The sequence below is a fragment of the Pseudomonas sp. S31 genome (assembly GCF_016648105.1).
GTDB lineage: Bacteria > Pseudomonadota > Gammaproteobacteria > Pseudomonadales > Pseudomonadaceae > Aquipseudomonas.
Genome location: NZ_JACVVE010000022.1, coordinates 63,166 through 88,392 on the forward strand (window position 1 = coordinate 63,166; position 25,227 = coordinate 88,392).

Here is a 25,227-nt window from a genome sequence, read left to right on the forward strand (position 1 = left end):
ATTGAGCCCAGGCCGTGCTGCAGAGGTCCATATCTGCACATGGCCCGAATCCACAGAGGTGCGACAACCCCATGGAAAGTATCGACCTGCTGGTCCTGCGCACCGCCCGCGACTGGCGCAAGGCTGGCGAACGCGTGCTGCTCGCCACTGTGGCCCGCACCTGGGGTTCGTCGCCCCGCCCCGTGGGCTCGATGATGGCCTTGCGCGGTGATGGCCGGGTGGTCGGCAGCGTCTCCGGCGGCTGTATCGAAGACGACCTGATCCACCGCTATACCACCGCCTACAGCGGCCCCGGCATGCACACCGGGCTGCCCGAGGTGGTGCGTTATGGCGTCAGCGCCGACGAAGCGCACCGCTTCGGCCTGCCCTGCGGCGGCACCCTGTCCCTGGTGCTGGAGTTCGACCCTTGCTGGCAAAGCCTCGAGCAGCTGTTGCAGCGATTGGACGCCGGCCAGCTGGTGCAGCGCAGGCTCGACCTGGACACCGGCATCGCCAGCCTTGCCGCCAGCGATGCCCCGGCGCAGTTCGAGTTCGACGGCCAGCGCATGCTCAATACCCTGGGCCCCGGCTACCGCATGCTGTTGATCGGTGCCGGCGCGCTGGCCGAGTACCTGGCGACCATGGCCCTGTTCAACGGTTTCAAGGTCTCGGTATGCGACCCCCGCCCCGAGTACATGAGCGGCTGGAACCTGGCCGGAGTGGAAAAGATCGTCGGCATGCCGGACGACGTGGTACGCGCCTTCGCGCCCGACCTGCGCACCTGCATCGTCGGCCTCAGCCACGATCCCAAGCTCGACGACCTGGCGTTGCTCGAAGCCCTGCACAGCCCGGCGTTCTACATCGGTGCCATCGGCTCGCGGCGCAACAGCCAGCTGCGCCGCGAACGGCTGATCGAGCATTTCGGCGAGACCGAGGCCTCACTGGCGCGTCTGCATGGCCCCATCGGCATCTACATTGGCAGCAAGACGCCGCCTGAAATCGCCGTCAGCGTCATGGCGCAGATCCTCGCGGCGAAGAACCACATCGCCTTGCCCGGCGAAATCAGCGTGAGCGCGGCCAAGCGCGCCCGCGAGGCGCAGGTGCCGGCCGCCTAGCCGGCCAGCACCTTGTCGACGGTGATCGGCAGGTCGCGCAGGCGCTTGCCAGTGGCGTTGTATACGGCATTGGCCACCGCTGCAGCGACACCGATGATGCCGATTTCCCCCACGCCCTTGGAGCCCAGCTCATTGACTATATCGTCCGGTTCGTCGACGAACAGCACCTCGATGTCACCGATATCGGCGTTCACCGGGATGTGGTACGCGGCCAGGTCATGATTCATCGGCCGCCCCAGGTGATGATCGACCTCGGCCTGTTCGTGCAGGGCCATGCTCAAGCCCCAGACCACACCGCCGAGGATCTGGCTGCGAGCGGTCTTGGGGTTGATTACCCGACCTGCGGCGATCGCACTGACCACCCGGCTGACCCGAACCGTGCCCAGCGCCTCGTCCACTCGTACCTCGACGAACACCGCCGAGTGGGTAGCGCTGGAGAACCCCTGGCGACGCGCGCCGGGCTCGGCGTCCAACTGCACTTCCAGCACGCCGCCTGGCATGCCCTGCAGCAACTCGGCCAGTTCATAGTGGCGATCACCGACCTGCAAGCGACCGGCTGCGATCATGAATCGCTCTGCGGGCTCGCCGGCCAATTCACCAAAGCGCGTCTTCGCCGCCTCGACCAGCTTGCCGCGTAGAACCTCGCACGCCTGGCGCACGGCTGAACCGACCGAGGACACGGTGAACGAGCCGCCTTGCAGCGGCGCCGTCGGCAACGAGCTGTCACCGAGCAGGAAGGTGACGTCGCCGACTGCCATCCGCGCCGCGTCGGCGGCGATCTGGGTCATGACGGTGTAGGTTCCGGTGCCGATGTCGGTCGTGGCGCTGCTGACCCAGAGGTGGCCATCGGCGTCCAGCCGCGCCTTGGCGCTGGCCTTCATCTGCATGGCTTCCCACACCCCGCCAGCCATGCCCCAACCCACCCGCTCATGGCCTTCGCGGCGGCTGCCCGGGCATACCTCGCGGGCCGCCCAGCCGAAGCGCTCGGCGCCTTGCCGGTAGCAATCGAGCAATGCCTTGCTGGAATAAGGCTTGCCCTCATTGGCATTGCTGTCGGTGAAGTTGGCCTGGCGCAGGGCGAGCGGATCCAGCCCCACCGCCTCGGCCAACTCATCCATGGCGCACTCCAGGCCGATCAAGCCCAGCGCCGCACCCGGGGCGCGCATGTCCAGCGGGGTGTACACATCCAGCGGCACCAGGCGGTAGTCCATCGCCACGTTGTCGCAGCGATAGAGCATGCCGCTCCACTCCACCACATGCTCGGTGAAGTCCTCGAAACGCGAGGTCTGTGCCGTGGCCTGGTGGCGCACCGCCTGCAGGCGACCCCGGGCGTCGGCAGCCAGTTGCAGGTGCTGTAGCGTGCGCGGGCGATAGCCGAAGGTGAACATCTGCTGGCGGGTCAGGGCCACCCGAACCGAGCGTTGCAGCTTGAGCGCAGCCATGGTTGCCAGTGCCAGCTGGTATTGCGGCCGCAGGCCCGAGCCGAAGGCTCCGCCGACATACGCCGCGCAGACCCGCACCTGCTCCTTGGCCAGGCCGAACACCTTGTGCAGGTAGTCCTGGCTGTTCTGGGTGCCTTGGGTCTTGTCGTGCACGTGCAGGCTGCCGTCGGGCTGGTAGATCACCGTCGAAGCGTGCGGCTCCATCGGGTTGTGGTACTCGCTGGGCGTGCTGTACGCCACGTCCACCTTGAACGGGGCGGCATCGAAGGCGCGCTGGAAATCGCCGCGAGGCTTGGGCAGCTCAGCCGGCGCCGGATGGGCGCGATCGAGCGCTGCCAGCAGGTCGGTCTCGAACGGCTCGGGGTCGATGTCGATGCGCACCAGCGCCTCGGCGTGGCGAGCCGCTTCCAGGCTCTGCGCGACGACCAGCGCGACCGGTTGCCCGCTGTAGAGAACGCGGTCGTTGAACAACGGTCGGAACGGCTGGCCATCGGCTGCATCGGCATCTTCGTAGGCCTCGTCGTCACCGGCCATCGGGGGGCGGTTGGCGTGGTGCAGCACGGCCATCACCCCGGGTACGGCCAGGGCCGCGGCGCAGTCGATGTAGCGGATGCGCCCACGCGGCACGACGCTACAGACCACGCGGCCATGCAGCAGGCCGTCGCTCGGGTACTCTGCCGCATAGCGGGCCTGGCCGGTGACTTTGGCGGGGCCGTCGATTCGGTTCAGCGGCTGACCGCTGCTGGGTTCGAAGTGGGTCATTGGACGCCTCCCTGGGCTTGAGCCTCGCTCAAGGCGCGAATGATCGCCTGGGTCGCCAGCGGGATCTTGAACGCATTGCCAGACAACGGCTGGGCACTTTGCAAAAGCGCCTGGGCCAGTTGCGCGTAGGTGTGCGGGTTGGCCGGCTGGCCGACGAAGCGCTGCTCCACGGCAGCTACGCGCCACGGTTTGTGGGCCACGCCACCCAGCGCCAGGCGCAGGCTGGCGATATGCTCACCGGCGAGTTCCAGGCCGGCAGCCACAGACACCAGGGCGAATGCATACGAAGCCCGGTCGCGAACCTTCAGGTAGTGGCAGCGCGTGGTGAAGCGTGGTGCGGGCAGCTCGATGGCCAGGATCAGTTCATCATCGGCCAGGCAGTTATCCCGCTCTGGGTGCTCACCCGGCAGACGATGGAAGTCGGCGAAAGGTATGCGTCGCTCACCCCCCAGCCCGCGCACGTGCACCACGGCTTCCAGCGCCGCCAAAGCCACGCAGAGGTCAGACGGGTGCACCGCGACGCAATGCGCGCTGGCGCCGAGGATCGCGTGGTTGCGGTTGAGACCGTTACGCGCCGGGCAACCGCTGCCGGGCTGGCGCTTGTTGCAGGGGCTGCCGACGTCGTAGAAATACGGGCAACGGGTGCGCTGCAGCAGATTGCCGCCGGTACTGGCCATGTTGCGCAACTGCGGCGAGGCGCCCGCCAGGATCGCTTGTGCCAGCAGCGGGTAGCGCTGCTCGATGAGCGGATGCCAGGCCAGGTCAGCGTTGCTGACCAAGGCTCCGATGCGCACACCGCCGCCTGCGGTTTCGCTCACCTCGCGCAATGGCAGGCCAGTGATGTCGATGATCGTGCGCGGATTGGCGATGTGCTCTTTCATCAGGTCGAGCAGGTTGGTACCGCCGGCGATGTAGCGCGATTGTGGCCCAGCCTGGCGCAAGGCCTGTTCGATGCTGGAGGGTTTGCTGTAGGCGAAGGGCGTCATGGGCGCGGCCCTCCCTTGCCTGGGTGGATGAGTGGCAGCGCCTGCTGCACGGCGGCCAGGATATTGCCGTAGGCACCGCAACGGCACAGGTTGCCGCTCATGCCTTCGCGCAGCTGCTCGGGCGTATGCGCCCTGCCCTCATGAGCCAGGCCCAATGCCGAGCAGATCTGCCCTGGCGTGCAGTAGCCGCACTGGAACGCATCCTGGTCGATGAACGCCTGTTGCAGAGGGTGCAGGCGGTCGCCCTCGGCCAGGCCTTCGATGGTGGTCAGCTCCTCGCCGTCGCACATCACTGCCAGGGTCAGGCAGGCGTTGATCCGCCTGCCATTGCGCAGCACCGTGCAGGCACCGCACTGGCCGTGGTCGCAGCCTTTCTTGGTGCCGACCAGGTCCAGTTGCTCGCGCAACAGGTCGAGCAACGTCGTCCAGGGCGCCACCGTCAGCTGCCTGGCCTGGCCATTGAGGGTCAGGCCTATCGTCAGGCCTGCGCTGGCATCTTGCATTTGTGTCATCACGATTGCCTCACGGTAGGTATGCTTGTGCGCAGCTGATGCTGCTTTTTCAGGTCCGACCCAAGGGCTCACAGATGCGTTCAAAGCAATCGACCACCCGCCCCTGCCCCTGCCACGCGTTGGTGCTGGCTGCTGGGCAGGGTCTGCGTTTCGGCAGCGACAAGCGCCAGGCCCGCTTGCCGTCCGGGCAGGCCCTGCTCGGCACAACCCTGGCCCAGGCACTGGAGCATTTTTCCGATGTCAGCGTGGTGCTGCGTGCGGACGATGACCCGTCACTGCTGGGCATCGATCCAAGGATTAGCGTGGTGTGGGCACGGCAGGCGCACGTCGGGCTGTCGGCGAGCCTTGCTGCAGGCATCGCCGCCCTGCAAGATTCGCCCGCCCAAGCCGTCGCCGTGCTGCTCGGCGACATGCCATCGATTGCCCCAACGACCCTGCATGCACTCTGCTGCCAGGCGCGTGCCGATCGCATCGTGGTGCCGGTACACCAGGGGCAACGGGGCCACCCGGTGATCTTCGGCCGGGCGTTCTGGACAGCGCTGGAGCAGGTACTAGGCGACCAGGGCGGCCGCCAGGTCATTCAGGCCAACGCCCATGCTTGCATACGCGTCGAGGTCGATGACCCCGGTGTGCTGCTGGATGTGGACACGCCGGCGGACCTTGCCGCCCTTGCCAGGCCTGGGCAATGAACTGGACGGGGTCAGGGCGCCTGCGCCGCAGGTTGCTGTTGCTGTTGCTTCCAGCGCTGCAGATTGCGCTCCAGCAATCGCTGCGGCAATTGCCCGGAAACCACCTGCTTCATCTTCTGCGCCAGTCGCTCGCGCAACTGCGGCTGGTTGCAGGGTGACGCCCGGGAAAAGGCCAGGTACAGCCCCTCGCTCGACACTGCCGGGGCGAGCACTTTGAGTTGCTCGTCCATGTTCAACTGGCCTGCCAGGGCCATTCCGGGGAATTGCTCGTACACCACATAATCGCTGCGCTTGAGTAGCAGCTTCTCGAACGCCTGGCGAGCGCTGGGCACCGCTTCGAGGTCGAGGTTGGCCCTGGCGTACTCGTCGAACGCCTGGCCATGACTGTTGTTGACCAGGGTACCGCCCTTGCGGCCCTCGAGGTCGGACCACTTGCCGTAGTCGAAAGCGCCATCCCGGCGAACCCAGACCACGCTGGGCGTATACAGGAACGGCGGGCTGATGAAGTCCATCGACTGCTGGCGGGCTTGGGTGACGAAGTAACCGGCCAGCAGGTCGATGTGGCCCGTGCGGACTTCTTCCTGGGCGCGTGACCAAGGGCCGGCGTACACCACCTGCACTTCCAGGCCCAGGGATTGGCCCACGTGCCTGAGCAGGTCGGCATTGACGCCGATCAGGCGCTGGGGGTCCTGGGGGTCTCGCCACAGATAGGGAGGGTATTCGGGATTGCCCGTAGCGGTCAGCTGCTGGCAGGTTTGCTCGGCCAACGCTTCAGAGGCCGCCAGGCACAAGCCAAGCAGCAGGCAAGCCGAGCCGTGGAACCATTGCCCGATCATCTGCCTACCCCTGCCCGGCCCGCACCGACGCCCCGGTCAGAGCAACGACTTGCCTTGCTTGAGGATCTGGTCGCAGGCTTGCTTGGTGACCTTCTCCTTCAACCCGCTGAGGCTGAAATCCTTGCCACTGGACGTGGTGATGGTGCCCTCGCTCCCTTCGCTGTAGCCGCTGTCGGAGGTGCCGCCGGTCACCTGGCTGAGCAACTTGTCTTTCACGGTGGATGCTGCGTCGGCATTGAGGTAGTTGTTCTTCACGCAATACTCCAACACCCCGGCAACGTTGCCGGCGCTATCCGAAGTCAAGGTGCTCGGCAAGGCACCGGTCAGCCCGCCGAGGTCGGACAGCCCAGCCGCCATTGCCCACGGCGAACCCAGGGCCGAAACCAGCGCGATGCAAAGGGTGGAACGACGAATGGAACTCATGTTGCCTCCTGTAGCCTGTCCATGATGCGCAGGTATTAGACTCTAGCAGCAATCTGCGGCCTGGCCCGCCACTGAACCACTCGGCCCCTGCGCCAAGGCATGCATTGCACATGCCCCAGCGCGCGGGTGACTCGCGATCCGATCCGGACACCTTGTAGGAGCGGCTTCAGCCGCGAACACCGGCTCAGCCGGTGCCAGGCAACGCGTCGCTTGCTTCGCGGCTGAAGCCGCTCCTACAGGGCTACTCGCTGGCCAGGGTCGCGCGGACCTTGGCCACACTGGCCGCAGTCACTTCCGGTGCCTGGTTGCCCCAGCTGCTGCGCACGAAGGTCAGCAGCTGCGCCACTTCCTCATCGCTCATGCGCCAGGCGAAGCCCGGCATGCCCAGTTCCGAAGGCGCAGTGGCAGTAGACGGCAGCTTGCTGCCGTGCAGCACCAGGCGGATCATCGATACGGGGTCTGCGGACAGCACCGAGGAGTTGCCGGCGATCTTCGGGAACACCCGCGCATAACCCAGGCCGTCGGTACGGTGGCAGGCGGCGCAGTTGTCGACGTAGAGCTCGGCACCACGGCCACTTTCCTGACCGGCCTGCAATGCCTTGGCGGTGGCCGGGTCGGCCTTGAACGACGACACCGAGTTAGCGCTCGCCGGCAGGGTCTTGAGGTAGGCGGCAATGGCCTGCAAGTCATCGTCACCCAGGTGCTGGGTGCTGTGCACCACCACATCGCCCATGGCCCCACCGAGTACTGCATGGGTTGGGCTGCGGGCACTGCGCAGGGTCGCGACGATATCCTCGCGGCTCCAGGCGCCCAGGCCGTCGGCCGGGTTGCCACGCAGGTTCACCGCCAGCCAGCCATCGATCACCGGACCACCGGCCAGGAACGCTTCGCCAGACTCGTCCAGGGCCTTTTCCTGCAGGGTTGCCGCCCGTGGCGTATGGCAGCTGCCACAGTGGCCAAGGCCTTGCACCAGGTAGGCACCGCGCGCGACCTGAGCGTCGGCATAGCGACCGGCATCGAAGGTAACGGCCTGCGGCGTAGGTGCGAACACCTTGCGCCAGATCGCCAGCGGCCAGCGCATCGACAACGGCCAAGGCACGTCGTTGGTACGATTCTCGGCCTTGACCGGGGCCACGCCCTGCATGAAGTAGGCATACAGTGCCCGCACATCGTCATCGCTGACCCGGGCATAGGCCGGATACGGCATCGCTGGGTACAGGCTGTCGCCGTTGGCGGCGATGCCGTGGCGCAGGGCCCGGTCGAACGCGTCGAGCGAGTAGTTGCCGATGCCGGTGTCCTTGTCCGGCGTGATGTTGGTGCTGTACAGGGTGCCGATCGGCGAGGCGATCGCCAGGCCACCGGCGAACGGCTTGCCGTCCTTGCTGGTATGGCAGGCGGTGCAGTCACCGGCATCGGCCAGGTAGCGGCCCTTGTCGATCAGCGCCTGGTCGACGCTGGCCAACCGCGCGAGCGGTGCGGTGGTGGTTGGCCACAAGGCGTACGCCAGCACGGCGACGAACACCAGCAGCGCCAGGGCGATCAGGCGCAGGAGAAACTTCTTCATGGTCATTTCTCCTTAGGCGTGAACCAGCGGGCCAGGGTTTTTCAGGTACTGTTCGCGAATCGCCTTGGCCGACCAGTAGGCCAACGCACCGACCATGCCGGTCGGGTTGTAGCCGTTGTTCTGCGGGAAGGCGTTGGCGCCGATGGCGAACACGTTGTGCACGTCCCAGGACTGCAGATAGCGGTTCAGCGCCGAGGTCTTCGGGTCGCTGCCCATGATCGCGCCGCCACAGGTGTGGGTGCTCTGGTACTTGGTGATGTTGTAGTGCTCGCCCGGTTTCTTGGCATCGCCCGAGAGCGCGCTGGGGTTGAGCACCTTGGACATCTCCAGGGCCTTGCCGACCAGGAACTGCGAGGCCTTGACCTCGTTGTCGTGCCAGTCGAAGGTCATGCGCAGCAGCGGCCGGCCGAAGGCGTCCTTGTAGGTCGGATCGAGGCTCAGGTAGTGCTGCTTGTACGACATGCAGGCGCCCTGCACCTCGAAGTAGAACGAGTGACGGAACGAATCGCTGGCCGCCTGCTTCCAGGCCGTGCCCCAGTTCGGCGTGCCCGGTGGCACGTTGATGCCGCGCACCGGCCCGGCGCCCGGTTGGCGAGCCCAGATGATGCCGCCACCGACGAAGCCGGCCTTGGCATTGTCGAGCTGGTTGCCGTTGAGGTTGTCCATGGTGGTGCCGGCGCCGCCGATTCCGATGAACTGGTTGGCCTGCACGTCCTTGTCGAAGAACAGCACCACGCGGTTGAGGTTCTGGTAGGAGTAGTTACGGCCCACCGTGCCTTCGCCGGTCTGCGGATCGTAGGGTTTGCCGATGCCCGACAGCAGCATCAGGTGCACGTTGTACAGCGAGAACGCGCACAGCAGCACCAGGTCGGCCGGCTGCTCGATCTCACGGCCTTGCGCGTCGAGGTAGGTCACGCCAGTGGCTTTCTTGCCATCGCTGTCGAGGTTCACCTTGAGCACCTGGGCGTGGGTGCGCAGCTCGAAGTTCTTGCGCTGGCGCAACACCGGCAGGATGCTGATGTTCGGGCTGGCCTTGGAGTAGTTCAGGCAGCCGTAGTCGCTGCAGAAACCACAGGCGTTGCACGGGCCCATCTGGCAACCGTAGGGGTTGACGTACGGCCCCGAAGCGTTCGACGCCGGGATCGGGTACGGGTCCCAGCCCATCTCGCGGGCACCCTTGTAGAACATCTCCGCGCCCAGGTAGTTGGGGTTGGGGCCCAGCGGGAATTCACGCGAGCGCGAACCTTCGAACGGGTTGCCGCCAGGCTGGCGTACACCCTTGATGATGCCGGCCTTGCCCGAAGTGCCACAGACGTGCTCGAAGTGGTCGAAATGCGGCTCGAGGTCTTCGTAGGTGATCGGGAAGTCCTGGATGCTCATGTCCGAGGGAATGAACTTGGCGCCGTAGCGCTGTTCGACGTTGCTGCGCAGCTTGAAGTCCTCGGGCAGCGCACGGAAGTGGCAGCCGGACCAATGGCTGCCGGCACCGCCGACGCCGGTACCGGGCTTGAACGAGCCCATCTGCCGGTACGGCACGGCGGTCGCGGTGGGGTTGTGCCGCGCGGTGACGGTTTCCTGGGCCAGGCTCTGCAGGTAGCGGCGGTGCACCGAACCTTCCAGCTCGTCGACCACCTTGGGGTAGGCGAAGTCCGGCTGCGTGTCGCGGTCGGCGCCACGTTCGAGCACCACCACGTGCAAGCCGGCGTCGGTCAGTTCCTTGGCCAGGATCGCCCCGGTCCAACCCATGCCGACGATGACGGCGTCCACTTTCGGTTTTGCATTTGCCATGTTCAGCCTCTCCGTCCGGCCAGGTCCACGGGTGGGAACGGATACGGCTTGTCACGCACCGTTACCCAGTCCATGTAGTCGGCACGCATGCCCGGGTAGCCGATCATCTTCCAGGCCCCCATGTTCTTGTTGCCGCCATGCGACGGGTCGGCGAAGTAGCCATTGCGCACTTCGCCGAGCAGGCTGCTGAAGAACAGCTTCGCGGAAATATCGTCCAGGGCCAGCTTGCCGGCTTCCGCGGCCTTGAGCAGGTCTTCCTGCTGGGCGTGGGACAGTTCGGCGAAGGCCTTGCCGTCGAATGCCTTGCGGCAGTGGCCGTCGAACGCCTTGATACCGATGCGCAGCGTTTCGCGCAGGTTCAGGCGGCCCTGGTAGCCAAATTCCGGTGCCGCCTCGAGGAACGGCCCCTGCATGTACCAGATGGCGCCGTTGGCATAGGGTGTCTGCATGTGCCGGTCGAGGAACTCGGGCACGCCCAGTTCCACGGCGCCAGGGCCGACGTGGTCGGAGGGGATCAGGCGGTCGCACGCAGCGATCAGGAAGGTCCATTCCTCGGGGCTGAAGAAGGTCGGTTTGTAGTCGCCGGCCGCTTGTGCAGGTACCGCCTCGGGCTTTGCCGCTGCATCGCTGGCCGGGGTCTGGGCGAAGGTGGTGGCGGGAACACCGGCGCTGGCCAGGGTGACCACCGGGATCAGCGTCAGCGACTTGCGCAGGAAATCACGCCGTGCGGGTGATGTATCGTCATCGAGCATCGTGCTTCTACTCCTTGGGCTAAACACGGGGAGTGCTTTTTTCTTATGTTTGTCTTCATGAGCCGCGCGGACCGATCCTCGGCACCGCGCCAGATGATGGCCAGCTAACAATTATCTAGCTAAGCAATCAGACGTCACTAAACCAGCAATTGCCGCCCGCGACCACCGCCGCAGGCTGCTTAAACGTTTCTTCAGATCTTGAACTGACGCACCAGGGCGCTGAGGTTGCCGCCAAGGGTGGAAACGTCGCGCATGGTGCTGGCGCTCTGCTCGGTTTCCTCGGCGAGGTTTTCCACGGCACCGGCGATCTGGTGCACGCTGCGGTTGATCTCTTCGGCCACCGAGGTCTGCTCTTCGGCGGCGCTGGCGATCTGTGCGTTCATGGCATTGATGGTGGCGATCAGGCCGGAGATCGAGTCCAGCGACGCGCCGACCGCGTTGGTCTGCTCGTTGGCGCCCTGCCCGGCTTCAGTGGAACGGCGCATGGCCTCGACCGAGGCGTGGGTACCGGTTTCCAGGCGGGTGATCATGCCCTGGATTTCCTGGGTGCTCTGCTGGGTGCGGCTGGCCAGCGCGCGGACTTCGTCGGCGACCACGGCAAAACCACGCCCGGCCTCACCAGCACGGGCGGCTTCGATGGCGGCGTTGAGGGCCAGCAGGTTGGTCTGCTCGGCAATCGAGCGGATGACGTCGAGCACCGATACGATCGAACGCACGTCCTGCTGCAGGCTGTCGAGGCTGGTGCCGCTGAGCTGGATGTCTTCGACCAGCGAGCTCATGCCGCTGATGCTCGAGCCCACCACCTTGCGCGCGGCCTGGCCTTGCTGGTCGGTTTCCGAGGCGGCCTCGGCGGCGCGCTGGGCGCTACGAGCGACTTCCTGGGCGGCGGCGGACATTTCGTGGATGGCGGTGGCGACCTGGTCGGTTTCCTCGCGCTGGCGCTGCATGGCCTGCTCGGAGCGCAGGGTCTGCTGGGTAGCCTGATCCACCAGGCCGGCGAGGTCGGTGGTCATCTGCGCGATCTGGCGGACCATGCCATGGATCTTCTCGACGAAGCGGTTGAACGAGGCTGCCAGGTCGCCCAGCTCGTCGCGGCTGGTGATGGCCAGGCGGTGGGTCAGGTCGCCGTCGCCGGCAGCGATATCGTCGAGGTTGGTCTTGAGCACGCGCAGCGGGCGCACGATGCTGTTGGCGATCCAGGCGCCGACGGCAGCAGTGGCCAGCAGCAGCACCAGGGTCACCACGAACACACTGACCAGAATGCTGCGGGTGCGCTTGTCTACCGCCGCCTGCTCCAGCGCCATGGCCGCGTCGATGTCGTCCATGTTGATCGCACTGCCCAGTACCAGGTCCCATTTCGGCAGGTACACGGTGTAGCCGAGCTTCGGCACTTGCACCGCTTCGTCACCTGGCTTTGGCGCCTGGTAGTCGATGTAGTGAGTGCCGTTCTTGGCCACCTCGACGAAGGTCTGGTAGTGGTACGAGCCATCGGGATCGCGGGTATTCCAGAAGCTGGTGCCGATGCCGGCCGGGCTGTCGCCCCGGAAGACCCGCACGCCCTTGGTGTCGTAGCCGAAGAAGTAGCCCTCGTCACCGAACTTGACCGGCTTGAGCAACTCGAGCGCCTTGTCGCGGGCCTGCAGGTCGCCGGGGGCGGACGCATCGTGCAGCGGCTGGATGGTGGTCAAGGCCACGTCCACGTAGTTTTTCAGTACCTGGCGGTTGCGCTCCACCAGTTTCTCGCGTCCTTCTTTCATTTCTGCGGTAGCGCTGCGCTGCAACATCCACGAGGCGACGCCACTGAGAATCAGCGCGAACAGCAATGCGGGAACGATGGCTAGGCAGAGCAGCTTGCTCTTCACGGTAAGCTTCATGGACAGATCACCTCCTGGTCGTGTGGATATGTCCTATCGGCCAGATATGAAACATCTTGAAAGCTTTTGATGGCATTTTGACGCCAAACTTTAGGAAAATCGATTCAGCGCCCACTTTCGAGCGCTGAATGGTCAATCGCGCTGCCAGACCGCAGCGGCAATGTCCACGCGCTTGGGCAGCACCCGGTTGTCCAGGAACAGCTGCGCCGTGCGCTGCTGAGCCGCGACGATCTCAGCGCTGATCGGCAGCAACGGCGAAGCCGGGCGGTGACCGAAGCTTCGCCGCACGACCGCTTCCGGCAAACCCATGAAACCGGCCAGTAGCGCGATGCTCCCGGCCTCGTCGCTGCGCGTGAGTGCCTCGGCACGGTTGACTTCCTCCAACAACCGGTCGACGAACTCGCCATTGGCCTCGACGTAGTCGCGAGCACCGAGCATGAACGGCCCGATCAGGCCCAGCCCCTCGCCATTGGCCAGCACACGGGCCTTGCCCTCCAGTTCGATAGCGGAATAGAACGGATCCCAGATGGCCCAGGCATCGACGCTGCCGCGCTCGAACGCCGCCCGCGCATCGGCCGGCGCCAGGTACACCGGCTGCACGTCACGCATGCCCAGGCCGGCCGTGGCCAGGGCACGCAGCACCAGGTTGTGGGCGCTGGAGCCCTTCTGCAAGGCGATTCGCTTGCCCTTGAGTTCAGCGACCGACTGGATCGCGCTGCCGTTGGCCACCAGGATCACCTCGGCCTTGGGCTTGGGCGGTTCGGCGGCGATGTACAGCAGGTCGGCACCGGCGGCCTGGGCGAAGATCGGCGGGATGTCGCCCGTCGAGCCGATGTCCAGGCTACCGATGTTCAGCGCCTCGAGCATCTGCGGGCCGGCCGGGAACTCGATCCATTCGATACGGGTGTTGGCGAAGCGCTTTTCCAGTAATTGGTGCTGCTTGGCCAGCACCAGGCTGATCGAGCCCTTCTGGTAGCCGATGCGCAAACTTGCCGGGTCGTCCGCCTGGGCGGTGGTGACAAAGGCCAGCCATGCGAACATGGCCAGGCGTAACCAGGCCATGGCTCACTCCTTCCAGTCGGTCGAGGGTTTTTCCCAGAGATTGATCCCGCCTTCCACCGCGTGCTGGTCGATTTCGGCCAGTTCTTCCGCGCTGAACGCCAGGTTGTCGAGGGCGGCGACGTTCTCGATCACCTGCTCGGGGCGGCTGGCCCCGATCAACGCCGAGGTCACCCGCGGGTCGCGAAGGGTCCAGGCCAGGGCCAACTGCGCCAGGCTTTGGCCACGTCGCCGGGCGATCTCGTTCAGGGCCCGGGCGCGGGCGATGTTGGCCGGCGACAGGTGGCCAGGCAGCAATGATCCGCCGCCTGCACGGTTGACCCGTGCGTCGGCCGGGATGCCGTCGAGGTACTTGTCGCTGAGCAAGCCTTGGGCCAGGGCGGTGAAGACGATGACGCCAGTGCCCAGTTCGGCGGTGGTGTCCAGCAAGTCGCGCTCGACCCAGCGATTGAACAGGTTGTAGGAAGGCTGGTGGATCAGCAGCGGCACCTTGAGCTCAGCCAGCAGGTCGGCGATCTCACGGGTCTTGCCGGCCGAGTAGGATGAGATGCCGATGTACAGTGCCTTGCCCTGGCGCACGATGTCAGCCAGGGCGATGGCGGTTTCCTCCAGAGGCGTATCGGCGTCGAAACGGTGCGAATAGAAGATGTCGACGTAGTCCAGCCCCAGTCGCTGCAGGCTCTGGTCGAGGCTGGCATGCAGGTATTTGCGCGAACTGCCGCCTTGGCCGTAGGGGCCCGGCCACATGTCCCAGCCAGCCTTGGTCGAGATGATCAGTTCATCGCGGTAGCGGTGCAGGTCCTCGCGCAACAGGCGGCCGAAGTTGCGCTCGGCGCTGCCGTACGGCGGGCCGTAGTTGTTGGCCAGGTCGAAGTGGTTGATGCCGGCGTCGAATGCAGTGCGCAGCAAGGCGCGCTGGGTATCGATGGGCGTGGCATCGCCGAAGTTGTGCCACAGGCCCAGGGACAGGGCCGGCAACACCAGGCCGCTGCGGCCGACGCGGCGATAAGGCATGCGCGTGTAGCGCTCGGGGTTGGCGGTGTAGCTCATGGTTGACCTCGGTCGACGAAATAGGGGTTGGCAGGGCGCTCCAGGCCCAGGTGTTCACGCAGGGTGCGGCCCTGGTACTGGCGCCGGAACAGGCCGCGCCGCTGCAGCTCAGGCACCACCAGGCTGGCAAAATCTTCCAGGCCGGCAGGCAGGTGCGGCACCAGCAGGTTGAAGCCATCGGCGGCGCGCCCCTCGAACCAGGCCTGGAGCTGGTCGGCGATCTGCGTCGGGGTGCCGATCAGGCTGTAGTGCCCTCGCCCACCGGCGATGCGCCGGCCCAGTTCGGCCAAGGTCAGTTGCTCGCTGCCCGCCAGCTCGGTCAGCAGTTGCTGGCGGCTGCGCTGGCCATCCTCGGTGGGTGGCAGTTCGGGCAGCGGGCCGTCCAGCGGGTAGCCGGACAAATCGAAGTTGCCGAGCATGCGCCCGAGCAAGGCCACGCCTACCCTCGGGTCGACCAGCGCCTGGAACTGCTGGTACTTGTCCTCGGCTTCGGCGACGCTACGGCCGACAACGACGAACACCCCCGGCATGATCTTCAGCGAATCCTCGCTACGCCCGTAGCGCTGCAGCCGCCCCTTGAGGTCGGCATAGAATGCCTGGGCCCGGGCCAGGCTGGGCTGCGCGGTAAACACCACTTCGGCGCTTTCGGCTGCCAGCTCACGGCCGGTTTCCGAAGAGCCGGCCTGTACCAGCACAGGACGGCCCTGGGGCGAGCGGGCGACGTTCAACGGGCCACGCACGCGGAAATGCTCGCCGACATGGTCGAGGGTACGTACCGCGTCGGGGTGATGGAATACGCCCTGGGCCTTGTCCCGGACGAAGGCATCATCCGCCCAGCTGTCCCACAAACCTTGCACCACCTGCTGGAACTCGCGGGCCCGCGCATAGCGCTCGGCGTGAGGAATGTGGGCACTGCGGCCGAAGTTGCCGGCCTCGGCGGCAGCATCCGAAGTCACCAGGTTCCAGCCGGCACGCCCGCCAGAAAGATGGTCGAGCGAGGCGTACTTGCGTGCTATGTGGTACGGCTCGTTGTAGCTGGTGGTCGCCGTGGCGATCAGGCCGATGCGTTCGGTCACGACGCTCAGCGCCGAGAGCAGGGTCAACGGCTCGAAGTACACCGACCGGGCGCTGTGGCTGGCCAGGGTATCGCTGGGCGCGGCCACGCTGTCGGCGACGAACAGCGCGTCGAAGCAGGCCGCTTCGGCGATTTCGGCGGCGCGGCGGTAGCTGGAGAAATCCAGCGGATCGGCCGGCACATCCGGGTGACGCCAGGCGGCGATGTGGTGCCCGGTGGCCATGAGGAAGGCGCCGAGGCTCATTTGACGATTCATGCTTTGGGGTCCTTGATTGGGGCCGCCTTGCAGCCCTTCGCGGGCTTGCCCCGCGAAGGCCGCGACGCGATCAGAAATCCTTGCGCAACTGCACGCCGAAGTAGCGCCCGTCGTCACGCGGCACGGCGCGGTAGATGTAGTCGCCGCCACTGGCGAGCATCTGTGCATACGACTTGTCGCCCAAGTTCTTGCCGAGCAAGGCCACGCGCCAGCCGTTGGCGTAATCGGCCAGGGCCACGCTGGCGTTCCAGATGCCATAGGCGCCCTGCACGGTGTCGGGGTTCTGGTCGAGGCTGAACTGCACCGAGTCCTGCCAGCTGTAGTCGCTGGACAGCTCGACATCCAGACCGTTGTCCAGCGGGATCACGTAGTCGGCACGCAGGTAGGCCTTCCAGTCCGGGGTGAACGGCAGGCGGCCACCGTCGATGTCGCAGCTGGCCGCCGCGCCGGCCGGGCAATTGAAGTGATCGACCCGGGCCTTGGTGTAGGCCACCGCAGTGGACAGCTTCAGCTGGCGGGTCGCCTGGAAGCTGGCATCGAGCTCGACGCCCTGGGTCTTGACCTTGCCGGCATTGACCAGGCGCGTCACCACCTGGTTGGCCACGGTGTCGTAGAAGTTGGCCTGGTAGTTGTCGTAGTCGGTGTGGAATATCGCCAGGTTGGCGGTCAGGCGGTTATCCAGCGCCGTGCTCTTGAGGCCGACTTCGTAGGCATCGGAGGTTTCCGGCTTGAGGGCCTCGGTATCGCGCGGCTGCATGTTGAAGAACACGTTGTAGGCCGGGCCCTTGTAGCCACGCGAGTAGGTCAGGTAGCCGGTCAGGTTGTCGTTGAAATCGTACTGCAGTCCGGTGCGGCCGCTCCAGCCGTCTTCGTCCACGGAACCGGAGCTGGAAGTCGAGGGCTGGATACCGGTGACTGCAGTGGCCGAAGAGGACACGCGACGGTGGTCGTAATCGAGATCATCGTGGGTCCAGCGCAGCCCGAAGATCGCACGCAAGTCATCGGTGAAGTTGAAGGTGTTCTCGCCGAACAGCGCCACGCTGTCGTTGGTCGTCGAGTAGTCGGCGCGGCCACTGTCGGCCACCCCGCCGTTGACCGACAGGCGCCGGTAGGTCTCGTTCGAGGTGCCGTGCATGTAGAAGGCGCCGAGCACGTACTCGTTGAACTGGCCTTTGGGTGAGGTCAGGCGCAGTTCCTGGCTGTATTGGTCGTAGTCCACCGTGCCCTTGTCGTGGGAGGCGGTGACGGGCAGCAAGGCGCGACGGTCGCCGTCCTGGTACTGGGTGTTGTCCCAACCGCGCCAGGCGCTGATCGAGGTCAGGGTGTAGTCGCCCAGTTGCCAATCGAGCTGGGCCGAGAGCCCTTGGTTCTCGTCCTCGACATGAGTCTTGAAATCACTGCTGATGTCGCGGTTGTGGGCGCTCGGACGCACGCCGCCGAGCTGTCGGGTGAAGGCATCGCTGGCGCTGGTGATCACGCCGCTGGGCAAGGTGTCCTCGCCCTTCATGTAGTCGCCGATCAGCGTCAGGCGCAGGTCGTCGCGCGGCTCGAACTCCAGCTTGCCGCGCACGCCCTTGCGTTCGTAACCGTTGACCTCATGGCCGTTGACGACGTTCTCGACGTTGCCATCGTAGTCGCCCCAGAGGGTGCTCAACGAGCCCTTGAGCTGGTCGTTCAGGCGCCCGCCAATGCCAAAACGCAGGCGGTTCTCATCGCCCCCGCCGAAGTGCGAGTAGTCAACGTAGCCCTGGGCCTGCTCGGGAATCGCCTTGCTGACGATGTTCAGTACGCCGGCCGAGGCGTTCTTGCCGAACAGTGTGCCCTGCGGGCCGCGCAGCACTTCGATGCGCTCCAGGTCGAGCAGGTCCAGGGTCGACTGCCCCGGGCGGCCGAACACCACGCCGTCGACCACCGTGGCCACGGTCGGCTCGACGCCCGGCGAGGTGGAAATGGTGCCCACGCCACGGATGAACAACGAGGTGTCCTTGTTCGAGGCGCCGGCGCGATAGTTCAGGGTCGGCACTTGCTGGACGATGCTGGCAACGTTGTTGCGGTTGTCGCGCTCCAGTTGTTCGCCATCGATCACCGAGACGGCCACCGGTACCTCCTTCAAGGTGGCTTCACGACGCGTGGCGGTCACGGTCACGGCGCCGAGCGCGGTGGCCTGCGGCACCTGCCCGGCTGGCTCGGCAGCCTGGCTGGCCTGGCCGAACGCGGCCAGCAACACTGCGGCGGCCAGGGGTTGGCGTTGCTTGAACGGAAATGTCGTACGACGTGTTTGCATGATGCTCACTGCCTTCAGGAACCAGACCAGACCCGCGAAATGGGGGCCTACACGAAAACGGCTGCGGGTGTCTGGTCTCGCTCGTGCGAGTGGCAGGCGCTTGCCAACAGCTGCGCTTGTTAGCGCTAACATTGGCAAGTATCCGAGGCTGATGCTTAGCAGGTCAAATAATAAAAAGTCAGATTTATATGCAATAAAGCTATTTGTCAGCGACCTCTGCGTTAGCGCTAACATCGCCCCATTTCCCCAGGAAGCCAGCGCGTGAGCCAAGCCAAGGAACCCACCCGCAAACGCCGCAGTGCCGGCCGCGTGACCCTCAACGAAGTGGCGCGGGCGGCCGATGTCTCGGCCATCAGCGTGTCACGCTACTTCAACCAGCCAGAGCAGGTTTCGCCGCCCTTGCGCGAGCGCATCGAGGCCGCCGTGCAGGCATTGGGCTATGTGCCGAACCTCGTGGCGGGCGGGCTCGCCTCGGCGCGCGGGCGTATCGTCGGCATGGTCATCCCGAACATCTCCGGGCCGATCTTCGCCCACACCATCGAAGCGTTCAGCGATACCTTGAGCCGGCACGGCTACCAGTTGCTGCTGGCCTCCAGCTACTTCGACGAGGCGCAGGAAGAAAGCGCGGTGCGGGCGTTCCTCGGCTGGTCGCCGGCGGCGCTGGTGGTGACCAGCCATTTCCACAGTCCGGCCACCGAGAAAATGCTGGCCGAAGCCGATGTGCCGGTGGTGGAAATCTGGGACTACCGCCCCGAGCGCGCACCACTGCAAGTCGGTTTCCTGCACCATCAAGTGGGCGTGCAGGCCTGCCGCTATCTGCTGGAACAAGGTCATCGGCGCATAGCCTTCGTGCAGAACAGCGCCCCTGGCGACTTCAGCGCACTGGAACGGCGTGACGGCTATCTCGAGGTGCTCGCCGAGGCAGGGCTCGAGCCCTGCGTGTTCGCGCCAGCGGCCGACTGCGCACCGTTCGAGGCGGGCAAGCAAGCCATGGTGGCGCTGATGCAGGCCGAGCCGCGGCCCCAGGCGATCATCTTCGCCAACGACAACCTGGCCGCCGGCGCCCTGCTCGCCGGCCAGCGTGCGGGCCTGAAACTGCCAGACGACATGGCGATCATGGGGTTTGGCGACTACCCGTTCGCCGATATGCTGCTGCCCAGCCTGACCACCCTGCGCCCGCCCTCGCGGGAAATCGGCGAACTGGCGGCGCTGCGCGTGCTGCAACACCTGGGGGCAATCGCCGCGGACGGCGAGGTGCCGCGGCTGAACCTGCTCGCGTGCCAGTTGGTGGTGCGCGAGAGCGCTTGAGCCGCGCGGGCTGTGACAACCAGGCCATAGAGGATTATGCTCGCCAGGTATGTCCCACAGCCCCAATATGTGAGCGCCGAATATGAAAATCGATGACATGGACGCCTTCGTGGCAGTCATCCGTTGCCAGTCGACCAACCTTGCCGCCGAGGCCCTGCAGCTTACACAGCCAGCCATCACGCGGCGGGTGCAGAACTTCGAGGAAGACCTTGGCGCCACCCTCCTCGACCGCAACACCAAGCCGCTCAAGCCCACCCCCATGGGCTTGCGGGTCTACGAGCAATGCAAGGCCATCCTGCGCGAGATCGACTCGCTGCGCGAACTGGTGGCCAACGATGGTGCGCCGTCGGGCACCCTGCGCCTGGGCGTGCCACAGACCCTGGGCGATGTGGTGCTGCTCGATGCCCTGGGGCGCCTGCACGACGCCTATCCCCAACTGCGCACGCAGGTTACCAGTGGCTGGGGCAGCAGCCTCATAGCACGCATGGAGAACGCCGAACTCGATGCGGCTGCGGCGCTGTTCCCGCCAGGCAAGATCTTCCCCGAGGGCATCGCCAGCCAGTCCATTGCGCGCATGCCCCTGCGCGTGGTCGCAGCCAAGGGCAGCGCCAGCAAGCGCAGCTACAAGCTGCGCGACTGCTACACCCGTGGCTGGGTACTCAACCCCGATGGCTGCGGCTTCCGCGCCGGGCTGCAACGGGCATTGAGCGAACAGGGCCTGAGCCTGTCGATCAACCTGGAGACCTTCGGTACCGACCTGCAACTGGGGCTGGTAGCCAACGGCCAGGGGCTGGGCCTGGTGCCTGAGCCGTTGCTGCTGGCGAGCCGCCACCGCGAGGCGCTGGATGTGCTCAACGTGACCGACTTCAAGCCCCAGGTGGACTTGTGGCTGTTCCATCCGCGCTATCTGGGCAACCTGCAGGAGCCGGTGGAGTTGTTTGGTGAAATCGCCGGGCAAAGCCTTCAGGCGGAAGGCGGCGATAAATGATATATCCGCATAATGACAAATAGCCTAAATACCGTTAACTGATAATTAGCATAGAAGAAAAAAGACTTTTACAGCATTCATCCCGGCGAATACGGTTCCACGAACTTCCGTATTTCAGGGATGAATGCCCATGAGTCACCCGCTTTCCCCAGGCGTCCTTGCCGAACTGACCCAGGCCCTGGCCGCGAACGCCGAGCGCTATGACCGCAGCGGCGAGTTCCCCGCCGACAACTTCGCCCTGCTCCACCAGCACCGCCTGCTGGGCCTGACCGTGCCGGAGGCGCTGGGCGGTGGTGGTGCCGACCTGGCCAGCGCACGCCAGGTGATCGCCGCAGTCGGCAAGGGCGACCCGGCCACGGCGCTGATCCTTTCCATGCAGTACCTGCAGCATTTTCGCTTGCGGCACGAGACCCGATGGCCCGACCACCTGTACCAGCGTGTCGCCCGCGAAGCGGTGGTCGATGGTGCGCTGATCAACGCCTTTCGCGTCGAGCCGGAACTGGGCAGCCCGTCCCGCGGCGGGCTGCCGGCTACCGTGGCACGGCGCAGCGCCGAGGGCTGGCGGCTGTCGGGGCGCAAGATCTATTCGACCGGCAGCCACGGCCTGACCTGGTATCTGGTGTGGGCGCGCAGCGACGATCAGGACCCGCTGGTAGGGACCTACCTGGTGCACAAGGATACTCCCGGAATCAGCATCGTCGAGGACTGGGATCACCTGGGCATGCGCGCTACCTGCAGCCATGAAGTGCGCTTCGACGATGTGCTCATCCCGCTCGACCACGCTGTCAGCGTCAGCCCCGCCAGCGCTCCCAGTCCCGAGCTCGATGGCAGCGCGCTGTTGTGGATGTCGGTGCTGCTGCCCGCGCTGTACGACGGCGTGGCCCAGGCTGCCCGCGACTGGTTGGTGGGGTTTCTCAAAGACCGCACGCCGTCCAACCTGGGGGCGCCGCTGGCCAGCCTGGCGCGCTTCCAGGACACGGTCGGGCGCATCGATACGCTGCTCTTCGCCAACCAGACGCTGCTGGACTCTGCGGTTGCAGGGCAAGTCGAGCCAAAGCATGCAGGTCAGCTCAAGCACCTGGTCAGCCGCAATGCCATCGAGGCAGTGGAACTGGCCATAGAAGCTGCCGGCAACCCTGGCCTGTCACGGCGCAACCCGCTGGAGCGGCATTATCGCGATGTGCTGTGCAGCCGCATCCATACGCCCCAGGACGATGTGGTGCTGGGGCAGGTCGGGCGCACGGCGTTGCTTGTGCGCGGGTAAACCCGACATCGCATCGTCGCTCCTGTAAAAGCGCCGCTCCCCTGCAGGAGCGGCGCAGCGGCGATCCGACTACCGGCTAAAGGCACCCATCTTCTAAAGCGCCGAAACGCGGAATCTCCAGCCCAAGACTTGCGCGCAACGTCGTACCCTCGTACGCCGAGCGGTATATCCCGCGCTCCTGTAGCAACGGCACCACTTCCTGGGTGAAGCGGCGAAACTGCCCAGGATGGCCGATATAGATGTTGAACCCGTCCAGGGCCCGGGCCTCGAACCACTCAGCCATCTTCGCCGCTACCGTCTGCGCCGTACCGACGAAGGCGCCAGGGCGCAACTGGCGCCCGAACTCCACAGCCTGGCGCAGGCTGAATCCCTTCTCGCGTGCCTGGTCGGCAATGCGCTTGGCATTGGTGAAGAAACTGCTACGAGCAGACTCCAGGCTTTGCTGGGGAAACGGAGCGTCGAGATCGTACTGACTGAAGTCGTGCCAGCCGAAATTGCGCCCGAACTCCTTCAGCGCCAGCTCGAAGCTGTGGTCCTGATGGTGATAAAGGCGCTCGATTTCCCGCGCCTGCTCATCGGTATCACCCACGTAGATCTCGGCTCCTGGCAACACCAGGATCTGCTCGGGATTACGTCCCAGCCGCTCGGCTCGGCTCTTGACGTCCTGATAGAACGCCTGGCCCTGCGCGATGCTCGCGGCATGGGTGAAGATCACATCGGCAGTGGCAGCGCCCAGTTCCCTGCCCTGCTGCGAATCGCCCGCCTGGAAGATCACCGGCTGGCCCTGCGGCGAACGCTGGATGTTCAACGGCCCGACCACCGAGAAGTGTTCGCCCTTGTGGTCCAGCGCGCGCCGAGCTTGATCTGTCGCTTGCTCATGAACGGTTCCTCGAACTCAGTGGCTTACAGCCTGGGCCGTGGCAGGTTGTGCCAAGGCCGCGCTGAACGACTGATCGAACAGGCTGGCTGCCGGGTATGCCTTGATCAGCCCGAGCCCGGCGAAGAAGTCCACGGTCTTTTGCGCGTCCACCACCACCTGCGGGTTGAGCGGCGCCAGGTCGGTGCGCGCCTGAGCGAACCAGGCCCGGGCGATGTCGCGGTCGGCACGGGTGCGCTGTGCCCAGGCGTCGGCATAGGCTTCGGTGTGAGCAGGGTCGGTCAAGGTCCAGTCACGGGCTTTTTTCAGGCGTTGCAGGAAATCGCTGATCTGCGCGCGCTTGTCTTCGACCGCCTTGGCGTTGGCCACCACGAAGCTCTGCGCCGGAATCAACCCTTCGGCCGTCGCCAGCACCCGTGCGCCTTGGCGCTTCTGCTGGGTGACATAGGGTTCCCAGGTGGCGATGACGTCCACCGCTCCGCCCTCCAGGGCGTGGGAGGCATCCAGCGCGCTGAGATAGCGCAACTCCAACGCATCGCGCGGCACGCCGGCCTTGTCCAGCGCGGTGAACAGCAGTTGCTGGCTCCACGAGCCTTTCCAGATCGCCGCACGCTTGCCACGCACATCGGCCAGGCTGTGAATGTTGGAGTCCTTGCCAGCAAGGATCGCCACCCCTTCGAGGCTTTGCCGACTCACCGCGATCACCTTGATCGGTGCACCCAGGGCGCCGAGGAACAACGGCGGCGCATCGCCTAGCAGGCCCAGGTCGAGGCTACCGACGTTCAGCGCCTCGGCCACCGGCGAGCCGGCAGTGAATTGCTTCCATTCAAGTGTATAGGGCAGGTCGTCGAGCACTCCGGCCGCTTCCATCACCGCGCGGGCGTTGTAGCTCTGGTCGCCGACGACCAGGGTTTGCGCGGCCGCAGCCAGGCTCAGGGAGGTGGCCAGCACACCGGCGGCCAATTGCTTGAGATATCGCACGTTCGTCTCCTGGTGCCCAAGGGCACGACAGCCGATCCGCGTGCGCGGTCTCGTCTTGGTCTGTGATGAGGGGTCAAGTCAGGCGTTGCGCGCGGCCACTTTGGCGCGGGTCAACGGGATCAGTTCACGGCCATAGTCCTCGGCGTCTTCCAGCGGGTCGAAGCCACGGATCAGGAAGTGGCTGACACCCAGGTCGTAGTAGGCCAGCAAGGCGTCCGCCACCTGCTCGGGGGTACCGACCAACGCCGTGGAGTTGTGCCCGCCACCGACCAGTGCGGCGATGCCGGTCCACAGGCGTTCGTCGACCCGCTCGCCCTTGGCCACCGTGTCGCGCAGGCGTTGGGCGCCAACGCTCTGCGGCTTGTTGGCGATCACCGGCCCAGCCTGCTCGATGCGCTCGCGGGCCTGGCCGAGGATGGTCTCGGCCTTGTCCCAGGCGGCCTGCTCGGTGGCCGCGATGATCGGCCGGAACGACACGCTGAACTGCACCTGGCGACCATGGCGGGCAGCCTCGGCACGCACTGCGGCAATGGTTTCGGCGGTTTGTTCCAGCGACTCGCCCCACAGGGCGAACACGTCGGCATGCTTGCCAGCCACTGCCAGTGCCGCCGGCGACGAGCCGCCGAAGAACACGGGCAGATGCGGTTGCTGCAGCGGCTTGATCGCGGAGAACGCGCTTTGCGCCTGGTAATGCTCGCCGACATGGTCGAACGGGGTATCGCGGGTCCAGACCTTGCGCACCACCTCGAGGAACTCGTCGGTACGGGCGTAGCGCTGGTCGTGGTCCAGGTAATCGCCGTCCTTGCGCTGTTCGGTGTCGTTGCCGCCACTGATCACGTGCACCGCCAGGCGGCCGTCGAGCAAGTGCTCGAGGGTCGCCAGCTTTCGCGCTGCCAGGGTCGGGGCAACGAAGCCTGGGCGATGGGCCAGGAGGAAGTGGATGCGCGAGGTAGCCTGCCCGGCCAGGGCCGTCACCAGGAAACCGTCGGGCTGATCGGACCAGTAGCCGACCAATATGCGGTCGAAGCCGGCCTGCTCGTGGACCTGGGCGAAGCGGGTGATGTAGTCCTTGTCGAAAATCGGCCCCTGCGGGGCGAGGATTTCCGAGGACAGCCGGTGGCCGATCATACCGATGAATTGAACGCTCATGCTGGGAACCTTGCTTCCTGAGGTGGATTTATATGCGCTTTGGATCTAAGCGAGAACCTGCTTATAAGATATGACCTGTAAAACGTCCTGTGAAATGCGTATTGGTCATAACCTAATGCCTGCTTCCCGCTTTGATTTCAAAACATAATCCGCGCCCTGTAAATGCAATCTTTGCATATTAGCTTATGCGCAATTTGAATTTTGAGAATATTCA

At 65.5% G+C, this 25,227-nt stretch carries 19 protein-coding genes and 3 pseudogenes; 5 read left to right on the forward strand and 17 right to left on the reverse strand.

The annotated features are described in order from the left end of the window. Positions 1-71: 71 nt before the first annotated feature. Positions 72-1,094 carry an XdhC family protein gene (locus IAE37_RS16945; RefSeq protein WP_201175389.1) on the forward strand — a complete coding sequence of 341 codons (1,023 nt, stop codon included), beginning with the start codon at positions 72-74 and terminating at the stop codon, positions 1,092-1,094. Here the strand turns inward: IAE37_RS16945 and IAE37_RS16950 are convergent. Genes IAE37_RS16950 through IAE37_RS16960 form a run of 3 tightly spaced genes read right to left on the reverse strand, consistent with a single transcriptional unit; the run spans position 1,091 to position 4,787 of the window. Continuing rightward, positions 1,091-3,298: a xanthine dehydrogenase family protein molybdopterin-binding subunit gene (locus tag IAE37_RS16950; RefSeq protein WP_201175391.1), complete on the reverse strand. Its 2,208-nt coding sequence runs from the start codon at positions 3,296-3,298 to the stop codon at positions 1,091-1,093. The two genes, IAE37_RS16945 and IAE37_RS16950, sit on opposite strands and share 4 nt — an antisense overlap. After that, positions 3,295-4,284, reverse strand: coding sequence for an FAD binding domain-containing protein (locus IAE37_RS16955; protein ID WP_201175393.1), 990 nt, complete (start codon positions 4,282-4,284; stop codon positions 3,295-3,297). The genes IAE37_RS16950 and IAE37_RS16955 overlap by 4 nt, the downstream gene beginning before the upstream one ends. Further along, positions 4,281-4,787 (reverse strand): (2Fe-2S)-binding protein, encoded by a 507-nt coding sequence (locus IAE37_RS16960; RefSeq protein ID WP_201175447.1) that lies wholly within the window; start codon positions 4,785-4,787, stop codon positions 4,281-4,283. Before IAE37_RS16960 ends, IAE37_RS16955 begins: the two co-directional genes overlap by 4 nt. 83 nt (positions 4,788-4,870) lie before the next feature. Here IAE37_RS16960 and IAE37_RS16965 point away from each other — a divergent pair, with 83 nt between their 5' ends. Continuing rightward, positions 4,871-5,485, forward strand: a complete 615-nt coding sequence (locus IAE37_RS16965; protein WP_201175395.1) for a nucleotidyltransferase family protein — start codon at positions 4,871-4,873, stop codon at positions 5,483-5,485. An 11-nt stretch (positions 5,486-5,496) separates the two neighbouring features. Here IAE37_RS16965 and IAE37_RS16970 read toward each other — a convergent pair whose 3' ends face one another. From IAE37_RS16970 to IAE37_RS17015, 11 genes and pseudogenes are all read right to left on the reverse strand, one after another. Continuing rightward, positions 5,497-6,321, reverse strand: a complete 825-nt coding sequence (locus tag IAE37_RS16970; RefSeq protein WP_201175397.1) for a substrate-binding periplasmic protein — start codon at positions 6,319-6,321, stop codon at positions 5,497-5,499. A 36-nt stretch (positions 6,322-6,357) separates the two neighbouring features. Further along, complete coding sequence (locus tag IAE37_RS16975; RefSeq protein WP_201175399.1) at positions 6,358-6,744, reverse strand: DUF2501 domain-containing protein; 387 nt, start codon at positions 6,742-6,744, stop codon at positions 6,358-6,360. Positions 6,745-6,985: 241 nt separating this feature from the next. Continuing rightward, positions 6,986-8,308, reverse strand: coding sequence for a cytochrome c (locus IAE37_RS16980; protein WP_201175401.1), 1,323 nt, complete (start codon positions 8,306-8,308; stop codon positions 6,986-6,988). A gap of 12 nt (positions 8,309-8,320) precedes the next feature. After that, the gene (locus IAE37_RS16985; RefSeq protein WP_201175402.1) at positions 8,321-10,096 is read right to left on the reverse strand and encodes a GMC family oxidoreductase; all 1,776 of its coding nucleotides are present in this window, start codon (positions 10,094-10,096) and stop codon (positions 8,321-8,323) included. 2 nt (positions 10,097-10,098) lie between these two features. Then, the gene (locus IAE37_RS16990) at positions 10,099-10,848 is read right to left on the reverse strand and encodes a gluconate 2-dehydrogenase subunit 3 family protein (protein ID WP_201175403.1); all 750 of its coding nucleotides are present in this window, start codon (positions 10,846-10,848) and stop codon (positions 10,099-10,101) included. A gap of 191 nt (positions 10,849-11,039) precedes the next feature. After that, positions 11,040-11,534: pseudogene (locus tag IAE37_RS29235) on the reverse strand (methyl-accepting chemotaxis protein); the annotation flags it as partial. A gap of 363 nt (positions 11,535-11,897) precedes the next feature. Then, positions 11,898-12,722 (reverse strand): annotated as a pseudogene (locus IAE37_RS29240) (cache domain-containing protein); the annotation flags it as partial. Between the two features lie 132 nt (positions 12,723-12,854). After that, positions 12,855-13,784, reverse strand: coding sequence for an aliphatic sulfonate ABC transporter substrate-binding protein (locus IAE37_RS17000; protein WP_201175405.1), 930 nt, complete (start codon positions 13,782-13,784; stop codon positions 12,855-12,857). A gap of 3 nt (positions 13,785-13,787) precedes the next feature. After that, complete coding sequence (gene mgrA / locus IAE37_RS17005) at positions 13,788-14,831, reverse strand: L-glyceraldehyde 3-phosphate reductase (RefSeq protein ID WP_201175406.1); 1,044 nt, start codon at positions 14,829-14,831, stop codon at positions 13,788-13,790. Then, positions 14,828-16,162 (reverse strand): LLM class flavin-dependent oxidoreductase, encoded by a 1,335-nt coding sequence (locus tag IAE37_RS17010; RefSeq protein WP_201175407.1) that lies wholly within the window; start codon positions 16,160-16,162, stop codon positions 14,828-14,830. The genes mgrA and IAE37_RS17010 overlap by 4 nt, the downstream gene beginning before the upstream one ends. A gap of 70 nt (positions 16,163-16,232) precedes the next feature. Beyond that, the gene (locus IAE37_RS17015) at positions 16,233-18,446 is read right to left on the reverse strand and encodes a TonB-dependent receptor (RefSeq protein WP_201175409.1); all 2,214 of its coding nucleotides are present in this window, start codon (positions 18,444-18,446) and stop codon (positions 16,233-16,235) included. 261 nt (positions 18,447-18,707) lie between these two features. Between IAE37_RS17015 and IAE37_RS17020 the strand changes: the two genes are divergently transcribed. The 3 genes from IAE37_RS17020 (at position 18,708) to IAE37_RS17030 (ending at position 22,006) form a co-directional block, all read left to right on the forward strand. After that, positions 18,708-19,754 carry a LacI family DNA-binding transcriptional regulator gene (locus IAE37_RS17020; protein WP_201175411.1) on the forward strand — a complete coding sequence of 349 codons (1,047 nt, stop codon included), beginning with the start codon at positions 18,708-18,710 and terminating at the stop codon, positions 19,752-19,754. A gap of 82 nt (positions 19,755-19,836) precedes the next feature. Then, on the forward strand, positions 19,837-20,742 hold the full coding sequence (locus IAE37_RS17025; RefSeq protein ID WP_201175413.1) for a LysR family transcriptional regulator: 906 nt from the start codon (positions 19,837-19,839) through the stop codon (positions 20,740-20,742). A gap of 130 nt (positions 20,743-20,872) precedes the next feature. Further along, a complete protein-coding gene (locus IAE37_RS17030) occupies positions 20,873-22,006 on the forward strand; it encodes an acyl-CoA dehydrogenase family protein (RefSeq protein WP_201175415.1) in 1,134 nt (377 codons plus the stop codon). A 76-nt stretch (positions 22,007-22,082) separates the two neighbouring features. On the opposite strand, the pseudogene IAE37_RS17035 reads toward IAE37_RS17030, so the two are convergent. The 3 genes and pseudogenes from IAE37_RS17035 to IAE37_RS17045 form a co-directional block, all read right to left on the reverse strand. After that, positions 22,083-22,856: pseudogene (locus tag IAE37_RS17035) on the reverse strand (LLM class flavin-dependent oxidoreductase); the annotation flags it as partial. Positions 22,857-22,901: 45 nt separating this feature from the next. Then, positions 22,902-23,864: an ABC transporter substrate-binding protein gene (locus tag IAE37_RS17040; protein ID WP_201175417.1), complete on the reverse strand. Its 963-nt coding sequence runs from the start codon at positions 23,862-23,864 to the stop codon at positions 22,902-22,904. A 78-nt stretch (positions 23,865-23,942) separates the two neighbouring features. Further along, a complete protein-coding gene (locus tag IAE37_RS17045) occupies positions 23,943-25,013 on the reverse strand; it encodes an LLM class flavin-dependent oxidoreductase (RefSeq protein WP_201175419.1) in 1,071 nt (356 codons plus the stop codon). Between the last annotated feature and the right edge of the window lie 214 nt (positions 25,014-25,227).